We start from the raw sequence: 16,401 nt of genomic DNA on the forward strand, positions 1-16,401 counted from the left end.
TTCAATTTGTCACTTTTCCACCGCTTATAGCACTAGAACATCCTGTGGATAAAATTGTGTGTAAATCTTCTTATTATACTATATTCAATAGTTAAACAGATTTAGCTTAGAAAACAATATTAAATGATAATCAAGACGTTACGGATAAAAATAATATCGCGCTGCTATTTTTGTCGGTTAACATTTTTTTGTGGATATTACAGAATAATATGCCAAAAAACAGGAAAAATCCGCTGCTGTACCAATATGTTAAACCGTTGGTACAACATGGCGCTATTAAAAAAGGTGGAAAAAAGGCTTACTTATTTATTAATTAAAAAGTTTACAACATTAGAATAAGCTTTAGCGTAATTATTGACATCTTTAATCGTTATGCCATTCTTACGTATCATATATTTACCATTAACAAAAATAGCCGGCACACCACGTAATTGAAACTCTTCTACTGCTTGCTGTTGTTTTACAACCAACGATTTAACGACAAAACTGTTTAGCGCTGCATCATATTCTTCACTTTTGACGCCAGCTTTAATGAATGCAGCTTTAATATCAGCAGGAGTATTTATCGATTCTGTTTTTTGGATCCCTTCAAACAACAATGGTGACACTGTATCCTCAACCTTCAACACCATTGCTACCGTCCAGGCTTTTGTTAATTCAGCGCCTAATGGCCCCAAAAAATCAACATGGTAGCGTTCCATTTTAATGTCTTTAGGTAAATTTTTTGCTACGATTTGGGATACATGATAGATGGATTCAAATTGATAACAATGTGGACAGTAAAAAGAAAAAAACTCTACGACGCGAGGTGCGTTTTGTACTGCTTTTTCTATTTTGATAAATTCAGTACCCTCCGTGTAATTTGCGGCGGAAACACCATAAGACAGTACTAACCCTATTAAAGCTAACCAAAATTTATTCATATTACCCATTCTCCAAAAATATTTTCCATTTACTAATATATTAAACCGTGTTGCAAAGGCTGCTCATTTAGCGCATTGATCTGTTCAGAAAAAAGTAACTGCTGTTTACACCAAAAATGATATTCAATCATCCAAGGAAAAGCTCGCGGAAAAGCCGGATCTTCCCAACGCCGAACAATCCATGATAAATAATGAATCATCCTCATTACTCGTAAAGGCTCAATCAGTGCCAACTGTTGATTATCAAAATGAGTATACTCAGTATAAACTTCTAATAATATTTCAAGTTGAATTCGTTGTTCCCACCATTCGCCGTTTAAAAGCATCCATAAATCTTGTATTGCTGGACCATTATGAGCATCATCAAAGTCAACAACAAAAGGGCCATCTCGCCACAAAATATTACCAGGATGACAATCACCCTGTAAGCGAAGATAACTATACGGTTGCGACCAACGTTTTTTACTTCAACAATAAGTTCATCAAGGATGAATAGAAAATTTTGTTTTAATTTCCGGGTAGTAAAGGAGTATTTGCTAAAATGTTACGAGGAGTAATTAAATATTCATCAACTCCAATAGTTGGCCTGGTAGAAAAATGGTGTTGGTATCCTATTTGATGAATGCGTCCTATGAATCGACCTACCTCTTCCAACTGTAACAAGTTATCAGTCTCATATTGCCGTCCTCCAACACTCGGAAAAACAGCGTACAAAAAACCTCGATACTCGAATACAGTCTGCCTAGCGAAAAATAGAAGAGCAATAACCAATAAACCAGCTTCATACAAAAGCAACATAAAATCGTGTTCTTCTTGGATCTGAGTCCGATTCTCTAACGCGTTGGTCGATAAAATTTAACAACGTAATGTTTATGCTGTTCATTTAGAAAATGGTAAACCCGATTTTCATAACTATTCAACTCAATTATTCCTGAATCAGGGTATAATCCAACTTCTATTAACGCATCATAAATTAAATCATGGGTAATCGTTTTGAAATGAAAAGCACTTTGCTGTGTCACTTTATTATCTCTATCAGGTTAATCTTTAATGATGCCACGAGCACGTAAAAGCGCTGTTTTGAAATCATCTTCGTGATCTTTTTGCAAGCCAGGTATTGCGGGGCTTCCGTTGGAGAGTTACGCATTTTTAAATAATAGATCAAAGTATCGTCAGTCAAATCACATAAATCCCCTTTAAAACCAGCTTCATCAGCTAATTTTCGCAATAATTGCGCCAAATTTAATTCTGAATATTCCTGCCACATAAGGGTTGCAGCAAGTTCAATAACTTCGTTTAACCAATGATATTTCATTTTTCAATACCTTACTAACAAATTATTTATACAAATTACCAAGCTTTATCTGCTAGAGAAAGCGTTACTTTGTCATTTAACATAAAAATTATTTTTTTATTAGTTACTATTATGTATTGAGTTAAAATATCAACTATCTAATAGATAAACATATTTATAATAAATCAACTTAACAAATTTAATTTTGATCATATCGCATTAGCAATAATGAAGGTATTCGCATTGTTCTCTGTACAGCACCCGATTAAGCAACCGCAAAAAATTACTAAACAATTGCTTGCCAAAAAACTCGCTGCTTGCGTTACGCTGTTACCAAAAGCTATTTCGTTTTATTACTGGCAAGATAAGCTAGAACAACAAACTGAAATACAAATGCTCATCAAAACACATGTCACTTTACAAGAAAAATTTTTTTCGCACATTAAAACTCATCATCCTTACCAAGTTACCGAGTTGTTAGCAATAACAGTAACCGATGGCGATAGCAATTATTTGTCATGGCTTAAAAAATCTTTAAATTAAATAAATATCACCAAATTTTTAGCATAATATATTGATGAGAACGCATTAACTACCTACTGTGTTAAAAATAACCTATTTTTAGAAAATAAATCTTTTATTACCAAAAAACGCTAATAATAATTATCAGCGTTTTTCTTTATTGCAACAAATATGATAAATCTATCATTAACCATATTAAATACGAGAATTAAATATAAATTCTTTAATTAACTGTTGTTTCGTGTAAGACAATTTGGTTAGGTTCAAGTAATATTTACGTCAGGAAATTCTAACAAACGAGGTTTTACCTCCTGCAAATCTATACCCAACTGATAATTGTCACTTTAAAATGAGGAATCAAAAATGTTTGTTAGTTTTATGCATATTTAGCGTTTCATCAAAGTTAATGATGAGTTACAAAAAAACAGTGCGAGCCCGTCAGATATTTCTTCAAAATTTAAAGTAAATTCACAAACATTAGCAAATACCTCTATTCAATCATATTCAAAAGATAAACAAATTATTACTGAACAATTTAGCATTCATCCGTTTAAAATATGGCCAAATCACTATTTAAATATGTCCTGCCGTAATCTTATCGTAAAAAAATTAACGCTGCGCCTACTAAATTTAATAAAAATTTAAAAATCAAAGCAAAAGATATCATTTTTTCATAAAAAAGATTTAGCCATTTTAAAATAAAAAGGTTACTTCAATGGGAAAAACTATATCAGACAAGGAGTTAGGTAGTTTGCACTCATTTTTAAAACATGAGAAAGATCCCTGGGGAATTAAAGATTTAAACTCGAGATATGTTTATGTTAATAACTTTAGTCATCTAAGGATAAAACTCGATTTTAACATAGAAGGTATACTTGATAGCGAATTACCTCATCCTGTTGCAGAATTATCCTCAGATTTGATAATACATGATAACAATGTGATTTTTAATGACAAAAAAGAGGCTGTAATTCAGACCTCATTTAATTTTAAAGAAAAAAAAAATTAAAAACCCTACTTTTTTTGAAAAACGACCGTTCTATAGCGAATCTGGCGAAATTATAGGAACAATTTATCACGGACGTGAATTAGCTAACTTAGGCATAAACATATCCCATCCTTCAGTATATTTATTCACTCCTCCAAATGATCTTTTTTCCAATAGAGAACTTGATATCATTTTTCTTGCTCATCAAAAACTTAGTAGTAAATAAATAGCGAGATTTTTAAATATTGCCATCCAAAGAGTAGAAGTCCATCTGAAGAATATTTATAAAAAAGTGGACGTACATTGTTTAAGACAACTGATTGAATACTGCAAATCAACGGAATTTGATAGATATATTCCGCAAAAATTTCTAAAAAATGAAATAAAATTTATTAAATAAATTAAATAGTAAAATAACAGGAGAATTAATATATGTCTGATCATGCTTCATATTCACTTTATAGGGCGCCTCTTAGTGCCAAATTGAGTTTATTAAATGTAATATTAATCAAAATAAGACAAATGACCTCACTTTCACAATTTATGCTCGGGGCTGTGTTAAGTCATGCCATGACATTTGAGCAAGCAATGATAGCAACATTATGCGCTACCTTAATACTGGAATTATTAAGTTTGGGTTTGGGAATTGCCGGTACAAGAGAGGGATTATCAATTAGTTTACTTTCTCGCTCGTGCGGATTTGGACGTATAGGTTCAGCATTAGCCGGAATCGTTATCGCTGTTAGTTTGCTCTGTTGGTTTGGTATACAAAATTCAATTTTAGCTAACAGCCTAAATTATTCTACTAATAATTGGTTCGGTTTTAGTTGGGCTGCCATCATCTCAGGCTTAACACTAACAACATTAGTTGCTTTTGGTGTTAAGGCGTTAAATTGGACAGCAAAAATTTATGTACCACTTTTTACTCTGGTAGTAGGCTGGATTTTCTTTTTATTAATAAAAGATTATAATATTATCAATCTAATCACGACTACACCAACCGGTATCGCAATGAGTCTAAGCGCTACGATTACAGTAGTTGTTGGTGGATGTATGACCGGCGCCTTTACTACACCAGATATTAGTCGCTATTGTCAAAGTAGTATGCATGTCTTTTGAATGACATTAACATCGATTATTATCGGTGAATTTATTGTTAATGGTATTACAATATTAATTTGCCCATGCACTGGACACCCATGACGTAGTGACAATTATGGGACAAACAGCCAGCTGGATATGTCTTCTTACGGTTATTTTTCAGCTATAAATTAATGACTTAAACCTTTATTCTTCATCATGAGGGGTTGCTAGTACTGTTGAAGGACTAACTGGCAAAAAATTAATCTTACATTTAGCTAACAATTACTTTGGGATGTATAGGAACATTTTTATCTGTTTTAGGTATACTAGAAAAATTTATCTATTTCCTCACTTTTCTCGGTATCCTTTTCCCTCCTATTATTGGCGTAATGTTGATTGATTATTATATCATTCACACTAATCGTAAATTACTCGATGCTTATAGGCAAACGGGTGAATTACCAAGCTTAACATCAATACCTTTAATCGGATGGAATGCCATTTATATCCTATTTATTAGGCAGCTTTGTTGGCGCTACCATCGACTTTGGCATACCATCATTGAATTCTTTATTAATAAGCGCCAGTATCGCATATTGGATACTATGCACTTTTTTCAGCAAAAAGACTAAAGCAGCTATTTTTCAGATAAATATTCAATAGAATAAACATCTGTCAGTCTATCCCGCAAATAAGGTATCTCTAATCTGCTTTTTGCTTGTAAGTTAAAATCAACCTCGCAAAAAACAAGATCTTCATCATTATAAGATGCTATTTTAACAACTGTCCACGTGCTCCTATTAATTAACTGCCACCAAAGAAATTTAATCTTGTTCTTTACCCCATCGATTTACAGCTGCTAAATGAATGCCATTTTCCAACGCTCGACTGGCACAATTTATTGAACAAATATCTTTACTTTCTTTATACCAGGCCGCAGGAAGAAACAGCATATCTGCTCCTTTCAAGATTAGAATTCTAGCGAGTTCAGGAAAACCGGCATCGTGACAAATCATTACACCAATACGACACTTTGGCGTATCAAATATAGGTATATTCTTCCCAGGAGTAAACTAAGTTCTTTCATGGTTAACCAAATAAATTTTTTGAAATATTCCAATCCAACTTTCATTATTTGGCGCCCAAACAGCTACCGAATTAAAAATTTCACCTAAAATCTATCCACGTTCAATAAATCCACATATAATGGTTAGATTTAGTTGTATTGAGAGTTTACTTAATAATTGCTCAGTTTCTCCTCCATTCGATTCACTCAGCGACCATAGTGTTCAGTACGTAATAATTCTGGCAAATAACCAGCTGTTACTAACTTAAGGGAAACAGATAATATCCGTATTATTCGATGCCGCTTTTTTACATAATTTTTCTATTTTTAATAAATTACTTTTCTTATCGCCCAAAATTGTATCAATCTGAGCAAGCGCAATCTGTAGCAAAATTTATTTCTATAAAACAATTAAATTTTTAAGTATATTAATAATATTAACCTACAACAATACCTAAAAACTAAGTATTTACCAATATAATACACTATTTTATAACTAAAAAATATCTGAAAATAAATACTAAAATAGTTTCTTATATAAATTTAATTAAAAGCTTTTACCAACACTTTGGAAATTTATTTAAATGTCTATCATTAAAATAGTTAAGCGATAAGTTTATGTTAATTCAATCTATATTATATAAATTTATTTATGAAAAATATTTTTAGGGTGAATTTTTAAATACATTAATATAAAAATATTTTTAGTATTATTGTAGATAATGAATAGCATGATTAATCTTAATCGGTTTAATGCTTATTTAATATTCTAACAAAGTATTTAGGAAAGTTACTATGTTTAATGTACAACAAAAACGTAAAACAACTTTTTAAAGATTAAAGCCTGGTATGACTGTATCTTACAATGAAAAAGTGTTAAAAATAATAAAGTTACACAACATAAAACTAACAGAAAAGGGATTAATTTACCAATTTGATGTAGATGACAATAATGGAGTATTGATGGGTGAAAGTGGTACAAAAATAAGTATCATTAAAGAATAATAGGATTAGATATATAACTCAATACAGTTATTTTTAATTTTGTTACTTTCAACGTAACTGTTAATATATCGACACGGCTTATCAAAAAAAATTAAACTACCATGGGCAGTATTGCAATCGAAAAAATTCTATCGTCTAAAATAGCACTCATTTATTTTGCTACTATATAATCTATTTAGATAACAAATATTAGAAATATTCTTAATCAATCACAACCATTTCAATAATAATGGATTAACATATTAGAATATTTAATTCTTTACTCCCATAATATAAAATGTTTTTTATAACAAAATGAAATAACTAATTAAAAACTCCAGCATAATAGGTAAATTGAGTATAGCCAAAATTGTAGTCACTGGCATAATATTAGCAGGTGGGCAAGCTCGTCGAATGAATCGGTGCGATAAAGGGCTGATCCAGATTACAGGCAAATCACTTTATCAATATGCAATTGCAAAACTGTTGCCACAAGTTGATTATCTATTCATTAATGCCAATCGAAATATCACAAAATATCAACAAGCAGGATATCCTGTTATTGTTGATACCATAGTAGATTTTGCTGGCCCCCTAGCCTGCATGTTAGCAGGTATTTATGCCGCTCAAACATCTTGGGTTGCCTTTGTACCTTGTGATGTTCCAGATTTTCCCGATGACCTAGTGATGAAACTTTGTCAAGGTCGAAAAGAAAATGTCGGCAGTTATGTTGCGAGCACTGGCTTTAACCCATCCAATTTTTGCATTACTTCATCGTTTTGTTATCCCAACACTAGAAGAAAATTTAATTAAGCATCAGCACAAGGTAATCTCTTTTATGGAAAAAATTAACGCTTCAGCAGTAAATTTTGCCCATTATGACAAAAATTTTGTTAATCTAAATACGTTGGCAGATTGCTATCAATGGGAGCAACAACAAATAAAAATGTAATCCTACTACTTGGAATAACAGCTTATAGTGGTACGGGAAAGACAACGCTATTAAAAAAGTTATTCCTTTGCTAGCTGTCGGGATTATCAAACATACCCATCATGACATGGACATTGATAAACCTAATAAAGATAGCTATCAATTACGCCAAGCAAACATTAATTGCCTGTCAACAACCGTTGAACGTTAATGACAGAGACATCAAATAATACCACTCTTGATTTAGCTTATTTAGTAAATCAATTTGATCCCCAACAGACCGATTTAATTTTAGTTGAAGGATTTAAAGAAGAAAGTATCCCTAAAATTGCGCTGTATCGAGCGACTTCCAATCGTCCTTTCTTGGATATCATGGATCAACACGTGATAGCAGTCGCAAGTGATGACAAACAAGCTACCCAACTTCTGCAATTGGATATTAACTCTCCTGAACAGATAGCCGATTGTATCGCTAATTGGTTAACAGACAAATGATAAAAATGAATAATAAACAGACTATTTTATTAATAATAGATTTTTATTGTAAGTTCTAGATGAATTAAATAGGTACTATTGCGATAGGCAAGTAACAGTACCATTAATAAGTCAAGCTATATTCTCAACCATCTAATAGCGTTAGTTTTCCGCCGATAATCCTTAACCAATAATCTAACCCACCGGTTAAGAATCTATCAATCAAAATAATCACTGACAAGACAGTGATTATTTCATAGTAACAAATTCTTCTGCCACCGTTGGATGAATAGCCACGGTATTATCAAAATCTTGTTTAGTAGCTCCCATTTTTAATGCAACCGCAAAGCCTTGCAAGATTTTTCATCCATACTAAAACCCATACCGTGAATACCAACAATTTTCTCTTCTTCACCAACACAAACCAACTTCATACGGTAGGGTTGACGATGAGCAGTTACCGCTTTGTACATTGAAACAAAAGACGATTGATATACTTTAATCTTATCGCTACCAAATTTTTCTTTTGCTTGCGGTTAAGTTAAACTAACGGTGCCTATTGGCGGATGACTAAATACTACTGTAGGTATATTGCTATAATTCAGATGCTCATCAGGTTTATTATTAAACAGACGTTCTGATAATCGACGGCCAGCCGCTATAACAACTGGGGTCAATTCGACCGCTACAGTATTATCACCGACTGCATACACTCTTTTTATATTAGTGTTTTGGAATTTATCAACTTTAATATAACCTTTGTTATCCCGTTCTATACCAGCCAAATCAAGACCTAAATTGTCTGTCATTGGCTCACGACCAATTGCCCATATTAATGTATCAACAGTTTGAGTTTGGCCATTTTCTAACTGTAAAGTTAAACTACCATCAGAGTTTTTAATCACAGCTTTAGGAATAGATCCAGTATGCAATGTTATACCTTCATTTTGCATGATCTCTAGTAATGATTTAACTACCATAGGATCAAAATGACGCAAAAGAGCATGTTGGCGCACAAACAAATGGGTCTCACTACTCAAAGCATTCAATACGCCAGCCAATTCAACAGCAATGTAACCAGCACCAACAACTGCGACTCGCTTAGGTAAAGATGTCAATTGAAAAAAACCATCTGAATCTATCCCATATTCGGCGCTGGGAATATTAGGCCAAGCAGGTCTGCCACCGGTGGCAATTAGAATATGATCTGCGGTTAGCCTGCTGCCATTAACCTCAATGGTATGAGCATCAATAAAACGCGCAACGCCATTCCATTAATTACCTTAACTTTGTTAGTACTCAAACCAAGTTTATAAGACTCATGGATACGATTAATATAGTTTTGTCGGTTAGTGATCAATTTTTGCCAATCAAATTGATTAATACTCGTATTAAAACCATAATCAGGCCCATAAGCTTTTATCGCTTCTGCAACTTGTGCGGCATACCACATGATCTTTTTGGGTACACAACCAACATTAACACAAGTTCCACCTAATGCTTTTGCTTCAATAAGAGCACATTTCTGACCATAAATAGCAGCACGATTTATTGAAGCAATTCCACCGCTACCACCACCAATAGCGATATAATTATAATGCTCATTCATCGTTAATTTATTCGATTTTATTAATTAAATTACAGTTTAACTAACATTCTTATAGAGCTATTTATTAATAACCCGTTAAAAACCACCAAACTACAATGAGGAATAAAAAATCTATTCCGGCACAATCCACTCTACACAGGTATGACCTATTCCTTCGGGCACTAAAACCTTATGTAACCATGGTAACGACGTTCGCATTTATTGTTCCAATTTCCATGGTGGATTAATGATTATCATACCCGAAGCCGTCATTCCTCGCTGATCACTATCTGGACGTACCGCTAACTCAATCTTTAGTATTTTACGGATCCTACTATTTTGCAGTCCGTGCATCATTCGCTTAACTTGCTGTCGTAAAACTACCAGATACCAAATAGCGTAAATTCCTGTAGCAAACCGCTTATAACCTTCCAAAACAGCATTAACCACTGATTGATAATCTGATTTTAATTCGTATGGTGGATCAATCAAAATAATGCCTCGACGGCTTGATGGCGGTAGCTTAGATTTTAACTGTTGAAAACCATCTTGCCGTAAAACTTGTGCTTGTTTATCTTTAGCAAACTCTGATCTTAGTATGGGATAATCACTAGGGTGTAATTCAGTCAATAGCAGTTTATCCTGCTCGCGTAACAAAAACTTAGCCAATAATGGCGATCCTGGATAATAGTGAAGATCACCTTTGGCATTCAGTTTAGTCATTACTGTTAGGTAAGCAGCTAACTCTGTCGGCAAATCATCTCGTTGCCATAAACGCGCAATTCCCTCAAGATATTCTTCCGTCTTACCCGCATGCTTACCTGTTAGTTGATAGCGACCAGCCACAGCATGAGTATCAAGATAAAGAAAAGGCGTTTCTTTTTCCTTGAGAGACTCAATAATCAAACTTTGTACAATATGCTTTAATGCATCTGCGTAATTACCAGCATAGAAACTGTGACGATAACTTAACATAAATTTATTACCATTTAATATAAAAAACTGTTTTTGCGAGGGCTAAATATAGCTACTACTATACTTATATTACCGCACATTTTATCATAGTAATATTAAACTCTGATAATAACATAACATATTTATAGCATTATGCTGAATAGACTATTAACAATAAAAAGTGAATAGACTATGAAAAAAATATCATTATCAATATATTGTATTGCATTTATGCTTGGTAGTAACCTGGTATTTACTAACCAACAAATAAATATGTGTAAAATAAAAAAACAAACAATACAGACCCAAATCGAATATGCTAAAAAAGATAATAATCAAGATAAAATTGATGGGTTAAAAACGGCTTTAAAAAATTTAGAGAATAATTGTAGCTCTGAGTTTATATATCAAAAAAATAAAAATGAAGTTGAGAAAAAACGCTTAAAAGTTAGAGAACGTGAAGTTGACTTGAAAGAGGCGCAAGCAAAAGGAGATAAGAATAAAATTAGTAAGCAGCAACAAAAACTGCAACAAGCCAAAATTGAGCTGTATAAAGCAGAGGAAATATTAAAAGCAAGTAAATAAATCATCAGCAAATTAAACGAATTTAAATAAAAACAGGTCATACTTAAAAACAATTTTGAGCAAATGATAGCCATGCAGCCTAAGGAGAGCAAAAAGGTGAAAAACACATTGAGCAAAAGTGTTGTTAGTGGTTAGAAAGCATTAACCTATTCAAAGAAGTGTGTTGATGTTATCTATAATATTCCATTTATTGCTCATTTAATCCGCGCGGCAGAACGTTTGACTGTATGGGCAACCAATTTGGTGCCGCTATTACCTATTTTTCTTTTCTCTCTTTGATCGCTGTCCTTATATTTTCCTTTGCAACAACTGGCTTTATATTAGCCTCCAATCCCGATTTACTAGAAAAATTGATCCGCGGTATATCAAAAAGTATTAGTGATCCAACATTAGCCCAAACGCTGGAAAGAAGTATCGATACCGCTAGTACAGCCGTCGATTTGACCGGTTTAGCGATTGCACTTTATTCTAGGGTTAATTGGGTTAATAACCTTCGTCAAGTTATTTTGGCGCAATCTCGTGATATTTGGGAAAGAAACGAAGATGAGAAAGAATCCATTTTTTCTCTATTTTCGTGATTTTCTTTTTCTTATCGGCTTATTAATTGCCTTAGTTATCACCATTACATTAACTTCTAGTGCCGGCTCGGAACAAGCAACACTGGTTAGTCTATTGCATCTTGATGCTATTGAATGGCTACGTCGGATTTGGACAATAGTCGGCTTGACCATCTCAATTATGACTAATTATCTATTGTTCATGTAGATTTTTTGGATCTTACCCCATCAACAATTTCGCCGTATTTCGTTACTGAAAGGAAAATTAATTGCAGCTATTGGCTTTGAAATACTCAAATCTATTATGACTTGGGTATTGCCTAGCCTAGCGAGCTCACCATCAGGTGCCGCATTTGGTTCAGTTATTGGTTATGGCTTTTTTCTATTTTTTTGCCCGTTTGACCCTTTTCTGTGCTGCCTGGATAGCCACAGATAAACCAGCGTAATGACGCAATAATAAAACTATTACTTGATAACTTATTAGTAATAGAAAGTTGGCAAATAAAATCCAACAATTCTGTTATATAAATATTTCTGAAAAAATAATCATCAGTAACTATTTGCGGCATAACCCTATTTATTTAAGATAATAAGCTACCTGTTCATGATATCCATATATCTTTATTACCATTAAGTTATGATTTTTTATCGTAATCAATTAAAGCTGGTAACAGGTGAGCTGTCATTTACTTCCTGTTCCGTTGCCGATGTAGCCACAGCCGACCACAGAGCTTGTTTAAACTTATTTCTAAGCTGTTCAATATCTAATCGTCTTTTATCAACTGGTTGAGATAAAATAAAGGTATGCCCCTGCGCAACCAACCGTTTAGCATCCTCAGTTATTACAGCTAATGTTAATTCTGCCAGAAAAGCTTGCCTTAAACGTTGAAACTGTTCCGGTGCAATATCTATGATACCATTTTGTTGTAAAATCAGCCGCTGATTAATTAATATGTCAGTACTTACTCTAGCATAAGCCACAAATAGCTGATCTAATTACTGCTGTTTTTCTTGTACTATTTTCTCAAATATGGCTTAAGAAATACCTTTATTGTTAATAGCAGATAATTCTGCTAACAAACTTTCGGTTACACTCTTCATTTTTTCAGGCGCGCAGCCCGATACTAATAATGCACAGCTTGCTCGCTGATATTGAATACAGCAATCCATATTCAATCCAACAAGTTTGCCATATTTTTTGTCAACAGCCTGTTTAATTGAACGAAAAATAGCCTCTCTGGCTAAATCATCAAGCCAATAATGCTTTAACATTTCAGAATCGTTAATCGTTCGTCAACCAAAATCCCAAGTCAGCGATAAAGAATCTTTTGCTGGATTTAAGCTGGTTAAATTAATTATTTGTGGTGGAAGAACTGGTAGCGCCGCCACAGTAACCGGCATAGAACGTTTTCCACTAAGCGCTGAAAAAATCTGATTAATATTTTCCGTCAATGAACGGTTCTCAACATGACCAGTGACATAAAGCATCATTATATCAGGTGTATACTATTGTTGAACAAATTTGTTAATTTCTTCTAACTTAACCGATGTAATTGGCATCGCACCCGATTCATGGCCAATTAAGGTTGACCCTTTTATTCTCGCTCGCCATAAAGGATCTTTTACATTAGCGGGATGTGTTACTACCATATGCTTTGGTAACGACGTTACCATCATTAATGATTTTTTATCAAATTGGCTACCCGCTGCCGAGCCTGCCAACCATTGAAATGCCTCTTTCAGTAACTCAGGTCGATTGTTAGGTAAGCTTAAGTTATAAAGAGTTACGTCATAAGAGACAATCGCCGGAAGGATCGGTGCTGCTGGATCAATAGCATTGTGCCATAACTGTTGTAATTGCGAATTGCTTAAAGTTTTACTGTGGAACAGTGCCATCTTGGGGATCAAATAGATAAAGCCTCTCTGACTTTCTGTTTCTACCATTGAACCCGTTTTGACAACTAACCGCAATTGGATCCTATCATTCGGCCGCTGTGGAGTTTGCAATAGTTGCCAAGAAAAACCATTATCTAATTTTACCTTGCTGCCAGGCAGGATCAAGTTGAAAAGTTTCTGCCGGCAGTTGGCTGGACAAAGCCATTAGTGCGCCACCAATAAAATACCAAATTTTAATGCCCTGCATGCAAACCTCTTGTTGTTAATTGTTAGATTTAACCGTCAAATGCCACATTTATTTTTAACGGAAAGTACCACCTCAGGGCTTAGACAGCTGATCTCTGGTTAAATCTCATAATATTTGGGATATTCTTAGATCTCTAAGACTACCATGTTAAGCTTAAGGTTCACCACTACGTTTTTTATAGATTATTTGATATCTATCGAATTTTATTAACTACATTATGGTCAAAAATAGTTGTTTAATACAGGTTACTGATATTATCACTTTAAATAATATAAAACATATTAATAATTAACTACGATTACAATCAATAAAGTTGTTAATTCATAAATAAAATTATTCAAATATAAAAAATAACAACATACATCACAGATGATCTATTTAAATCAATGTATTAATACAATTTTATTATCTATTTTTATGATAAAATTTTCATTCTAATAATTTTATCGAATATTATTCTTATAGAAAATGATTTGTTTGTCGATTAGGAAAAACAATAGCGCCTACTTTACCGTAGCCGCTATGACTTGGAGAGGTTAACTATTCAAATATATCCTCTAATAATCTATCACTTTGGCCAAATTCAGTATTATTATTTCAGCGAATGTCATTTCATTAAACGGTAAGCGGTACCATATTAGCGATTTATTCTACAAATATGTCATTGAAATAACTTTATTTTTAGCAGAAAATAACTATATCAACGGTTAAATCTCTTACTGAAATTATCTTACTATTATCATTAATAGCATCTATATTTATTGCATCTTCAACTAATGTCAATACTAGACTGGTGTCTATAATTTCTATAGTTCCACTATTTTCCACATTACCAAATGATTTTAATTCCAGATGCCTGTTCAACTAGAATTAAGTCTCTATCAAAAATGAGAGCTTCATTTTCTATGTTTATTATTTATTAGGTAAAATATAATTTACTATCATTAATTTTATTATTAACTATTGTATAATTTATATTAATTATCAATGTTAATAATATAATCGCTAATATTTTTAATATTATCATAGTTAACCAATAATGACTCAAAAAAAATTACATCTACTTTATTAATATTAAAATATGTGCTGTTAAATCTAAGACTTTTAGTTTTTATTACAAAATAAAATAATTCTTCTGGTTTATCGTTACCATTACCACCAATAATTACTTGCACATTTTTTCATCAATAAAGTTACTATTTATATCGACATCAAGATTATTCGTCCAAACTTATTATCTATTATTTATTGAATAATCATCAGTTAACTTAACATTTATATATTTAGCTTGAATTCGTGCATCTATTCCAATAGACAGACCAGTAGTAGGAGTTTCGGTTAATGGTATACTCTTTCCAATAATGGATAATTGATGATCATGAGAAACTCTTAAAATATTATCACCGATCGTGCCATAAATTGTGCTTGCAGACAGAGAACTATTATCCAAAATTTTAATATTACGCGAGATAAGATCTAAGCGTCCTTCTCCGCTACGATGAACACGACTATTACCTTTAAATACAATATCACCATTCTCAGTCGCTAAAAGTATTTCTCCTGACTGTACTTCATTAAAACCCACATCTCTAAACCTGATTAGAGAATTTTCTTCAATATAAAAAACTTTTCCTATTACTAACCGCTGGGTAGGTGAATCAGCAAACCAACAACCATTACATTTAATACCATTAAGATTAGCAATAATTAGCTCTGCTGCTTTACCATTAACGGTTAACTTGCCTTTGAGTAAACTTTTTTCTGCTGAAGTTACTTCATTAACAATAATTTTTGCCGCTAAATCGTTTGTATTTTCAAGAACAGCACTTTTTTTACCGACATTAAATTTTTGATAATAATTATGAGAAATACTATTTTCATTTGCTTTTTCAATATGAATATGTTTAATAACATCTTTCATTTCAATCGTTAAATCGGTTTTTAGTTTATCATCAACAATTATATTTTCATTGGCAATAACATGGAAAGAGTAAAAGATACTAGCAATACTTAAAGCGATAAAACTCAATTTATTTTTTCTCATAAAGTACCTCCATGTAATTAATAATTTATAAATTAATGCTTAAACTAAAGAGTTTTCATCTTAAATAAAAATTATATTATGAGTCAAGAAAAATAAAACATAACTATTTATAATAATAAAGTTTTTAATTATTTTATTATATTGCAGAAATAAATTTCAACAATAAAAATTACCCATCAAATTTTCACTTTAAATATTGAGAAAAATTTCAATTAGCTTAACAATCAAATTTATCATTCATCCCGTTAATTGCTGAATAAAAAAA

At 32.5% G+C, this 16,401-nt stretch carries 14 protein-coding genes and 8 pseudogenes; 9 read left to right on the forward strand and 13 right to left on the reverse strand.

The window, feature by feature from the left end:
* Positions 1–302: 302 nt before the first annotated feature.
* From dsbA to ARADI_RS07675, 3 genes and pseudogenes are all read right to left on the reverse strand, one after another.
* Positions 303–923, reverse strand: coding sequence for a thiol:disulfide interchange protein DsbA (gene dsbA, locus ARADI_RS07665; RefSeq protein ID WP_119711953.1), 621 nt, complete (start codon positions 921–923; stop codon positions 303–305).
* Positions 924–955: 32 nt separating this feature from the next.
* Positions 956–1,945: pseudogene (locus ARADI_RS07670) on the reverse strand (serine/threonine protein kinase).
* Positions 1,946–1,963: 18 nt separating this feature from the next.
* Positions 1,964–2,238 (reverse strand): annotated as a pseudogene (locus tag ARADI_RS07675) (YihD family protein).
* Between the two features lie 197 nt (positions 2,239–2,435).
* Between ARADI_RS07675 and cutA the strand changes: the two are divergent.
* The 5 genes and pseudogenes from cutA to ARADI_RS07700 all read left to right on the forward strand — a co-directional run bounded on the left by cutA (position 2,436) and on the right by ARADI_RS07700 (position 5,473).
* A pseudogene (cutA, locus tag ARADI_RS07680) lies at positions 2,436–2,760 on the forward strand (divalent cation tolerance protein CutA).
* Positions 2,761–3,135: 375 nt separating this feature from the next.
* On the forward strand, positions 3,136–3,384 hold the full coding sequence (locus ARADI_RS20890) for a helix-turn-helix domain-containing protein (RefSeq protein WP_119711954.1): 249 nt from the start codon (positions 3,136–3,138) through the stop codon (positions 3,382–3,384).
* A 70-nt stretch (positions 3,385–3,454) separates the two neighbouring features.
* Positions 3,455–3,748, forward strand: coding sequence for a hypothetical protein (locus tag ARADI_RS07690; protein WP_119711686.1), 294 nt, complete (start codon positions 3,455–3,457; stop codon positions 3,746–3,748).
* 205 nt (positions 3,749–3,953) lie between these two features.
* Positions 3,954–4,127, forward strand: a complete 174-nt coding sequence (locus tag ARADI_RS20895) for a helix-turn-helix transcriptional regulator (RefSeq protein WP_119711687.1) — start codon at positions 3,954–3,956, stop codon at positions 4,125–4,127.
* Between the two features lie 32 nt (positions 4,128–4,159).
* A pseudogene (locus ARADI_RS07700) lies at positions 4,160–5,473 on the forward strand (cytosine permease).
* A 161-nt stretch (positions 5,474–5,634) separates the two neighbouring features.
* Here the strand turns inward: ARADI_RS07700 and ARADI_RS07705 are convergent.
* The gene (locus ARADI_RS07705) at positions 5,635–5,826 is read right to left on the reverse strand and encodes a nitrilase-related carbon-nitrogen hydrolase (RefSeq protein ID WP_238149264.1); all 192 of its coding nucleotides are present in this window, start codon (positions 5,824–5,826) and stop codon (positions 5,635–5,637) included.
* A gap of 315 nt (positions 5,827–6,141) precedes the next feature.
* A complete protein-coding gene (locus ARADI_RS19625) occupies positions 6,142–6,267 on the reverse strand; it encodes a nitrilase-related carbon-nitrogen hydrolase (protein WP_255420649.1) in 126 nt (41 codons plus the stop codon).
* 947 nt (positions 6,268–7,214) lie between these two features.
* Here ARADI_RS19625 and mobA point away from each other — a divergent pair.
* Entirely contained in the window at positions 7,215–7,673 is a 459-nt protein-coding gene (mobA, locus tag ARADI_RS07710) for a molybdenum cofactor guanylyltransferase (protein ID WP_238149265.1), read from the forward strand.
* Between the two features lie 111 nt (positions 7,674–7,784).
* A pseudogene (gene mobB, locus ARADI_RS07715) lies at positions 7,785–8,286 on the forward strand (molybdopterin-guanine dinucleotide biosynthesis protein B).
* 228 nt (positions 8,287–8,514) lie between these two features.
* On the opposite strand, the pseudogene gorA reads toward mobB, so the two are convergent.
* Positions 8,515–9,874, reverse strand: a pseudogene (gene gorA / locus ARADI_RS07720) (glutathione-disulfide reductase).
* Between the two features lie 111 nt (positions 9,875–9,985).
* Positions 9,986–10,828 (reverse strand): annotated as a pseudogene (locus ARADI_RS07725) (23S rRNA (adenine(2030)-N(6))-methyltransferase RlmJ).
* 171 nt (positions 10,829–10,999) lie between these two features.
* On the opposite strand from ARADI_RS07725, the gene ARADI_RS07730 reads away from it, so the two are divergent.
* On the forward strand, positions 11,000–11,392 hold the full coding sequence (locus ARADI_RS07730) for a DUF1090 domain-containing protein (protein ID WP_119711690.1): 393 nt from the start codon (positions 11,000–11,002) through the stop codon (positions 11,390–11,392).
* Positions 11,393–11,455: 63 nt separating this feature from the next.
* A pseudogene (yhjD, locus tag ARADI_RS07735) lies at positions 11,456–12,395 on the forward strand (inner membrane protein YhjD).
* Between the two features lie 208 nt (positions 12,396–12,603).
* On the opposite strand, the gene ARADI_RS17705 reads toward yhjD, so the two are convergent.
* From ARADI_RS17705 to ARADI_RS07745, 6 genes are all read right to left on the reverse strand, one after another.
* Positions 12,604–12,930, reverse strand: a complete 327-nt coding sequence (locus ARADI_RS17705) for a hypothetical protein (RefSeq protein ID WP_238149266.1) — start codon at positions 12,928–12,930, stop codon at positions 12,604–12,606.
* A 54-nt stretch (positions 12,931–12,984) separates the two neighbouring features.
* Positions 12,985–13,221: a hypothetical protein gene (locus ARADI_RS17710; protein WP_238149267.1), complete on the reverse strand. Its 237-nt coding sequence runs from the start codon at positions 13,219–13,221 to the stop codon at positions 12,985–12,987.
* 21 nt (positions 13,222–13,242) lie between these two features.
* Positions 13,243–13,440 (reverse strand): hypothetical protein, encoded by a 198-nt coding sequence (locus ARADI_RS17715; RefSeq protein ID WP_238149268.1) that lies wholly within the window; start codon positions 13,438–13,440, stop codon positions 13,243–13,245.
* 15 nt (positions 13,441–13,455) lie between these two features.
* The gene (locus ARADI_RS17720) at positions 13,456–14,010 is read right to left on the reverse strand and encodes an insulinase family protein (RefSeq protein ID WP_238149269.1); all 555 of its coding nucleotides are present in this window, start codon (positions 14,008–14,010) and stop codon (positions 13,456–13,458) included.
* Between the two features lie 1,059 nt (positions 14,011–15,069).
* Positions 15,070–15,267: a hypothetical protein gene (locus tag ARADI_RS17725; protein WP_119711692.1), complete on the reverse strand. Its 198-nt coding sequence runs from the start codon at positions 15,265–15,267 to the stop codon at positions 15,070–15,072.
* Between the two features lie 59 nt (positions 15,268–15,326).
* Positions 15,327–16,136 carry a two-partner secretion domain-containing protein gene (locus ARADI_RS07745; protein WP_119711693.1) on the reverse strand — a complete coding sequence of 270 codons (810 nt, stop codon included), beginning with the start codon at positions 16,134–16,136 and terminating at the stop codon, positions 15,327–15,329.
* Positions 16,137–16,401 lie beyond the last annotated feature (265 nt).

Origin of the sequence: Arsenophonus endosymbiont of Aleurodicus floccissimus (assembly GCF_900343025.1) — a bacterium.
Classification (GTDB): Bacteria; Pseudomonadota; Gammaproteobacteria; order Enterobacterales; family Enterobacteriaceae; genus Arsenophonus.

What these genes read in the sequence shown, in the direction of transcription:
- dsbA (WP_119711953.1), bottom strand. Translation starts at nt 923, where the DNA reads ATGAATAAATTTTGGTTAGCTTTAATAGGGTTAGTACTGTCTTATGGT.
- ARADI_RS07690 (WP_119711686.1), top strand. Translation starts at nt 3,455, where the DNA reads ATGGGAAAAACTATATCAGACAAGGAGTTAGGTAGTTTGCACTCATTT.
- ARADI_RS07705 (WP_238149264.1), bottom strand. Translation starts at nt 5,826, where the DNA reads ATGATTTGTCACGATGCCGGTTTTCCTGAACTCGCTAGAATTCTAATC.
- ARADI_RS07730 (WP_119711690.1), top strand. Translation starts at nt 11,000, where the DNA reads ATGAAAAAAATATCATTATCAATATATTGTATTGCATTTATGCTTGGT.
- ARADI_RS17710 (WP_238149267.1), bottom strand. Translation starts at nt 13,221, where the DNA reads ATGTTAAAGCATTATTGGCTTGATGATTTAGCCAGAGAGGCTATTTTT.
- ARADI_RS17715 (WP_238149268.1), bottom strand. Translation starts at nt 13,440, where the DNA reads ATGATGCTTTATGTCACTGGTCATGTTGAGAACCGTTCATTGACGGAA.
- ARADI_RS07745 (WP_119711693.1), bottom strand. Translation starts at nt 16,136, where the DNA reads ATGAGAAAAAATAAATTGAGTTTTATCGCTTTAAGTATTGCTAGTATC.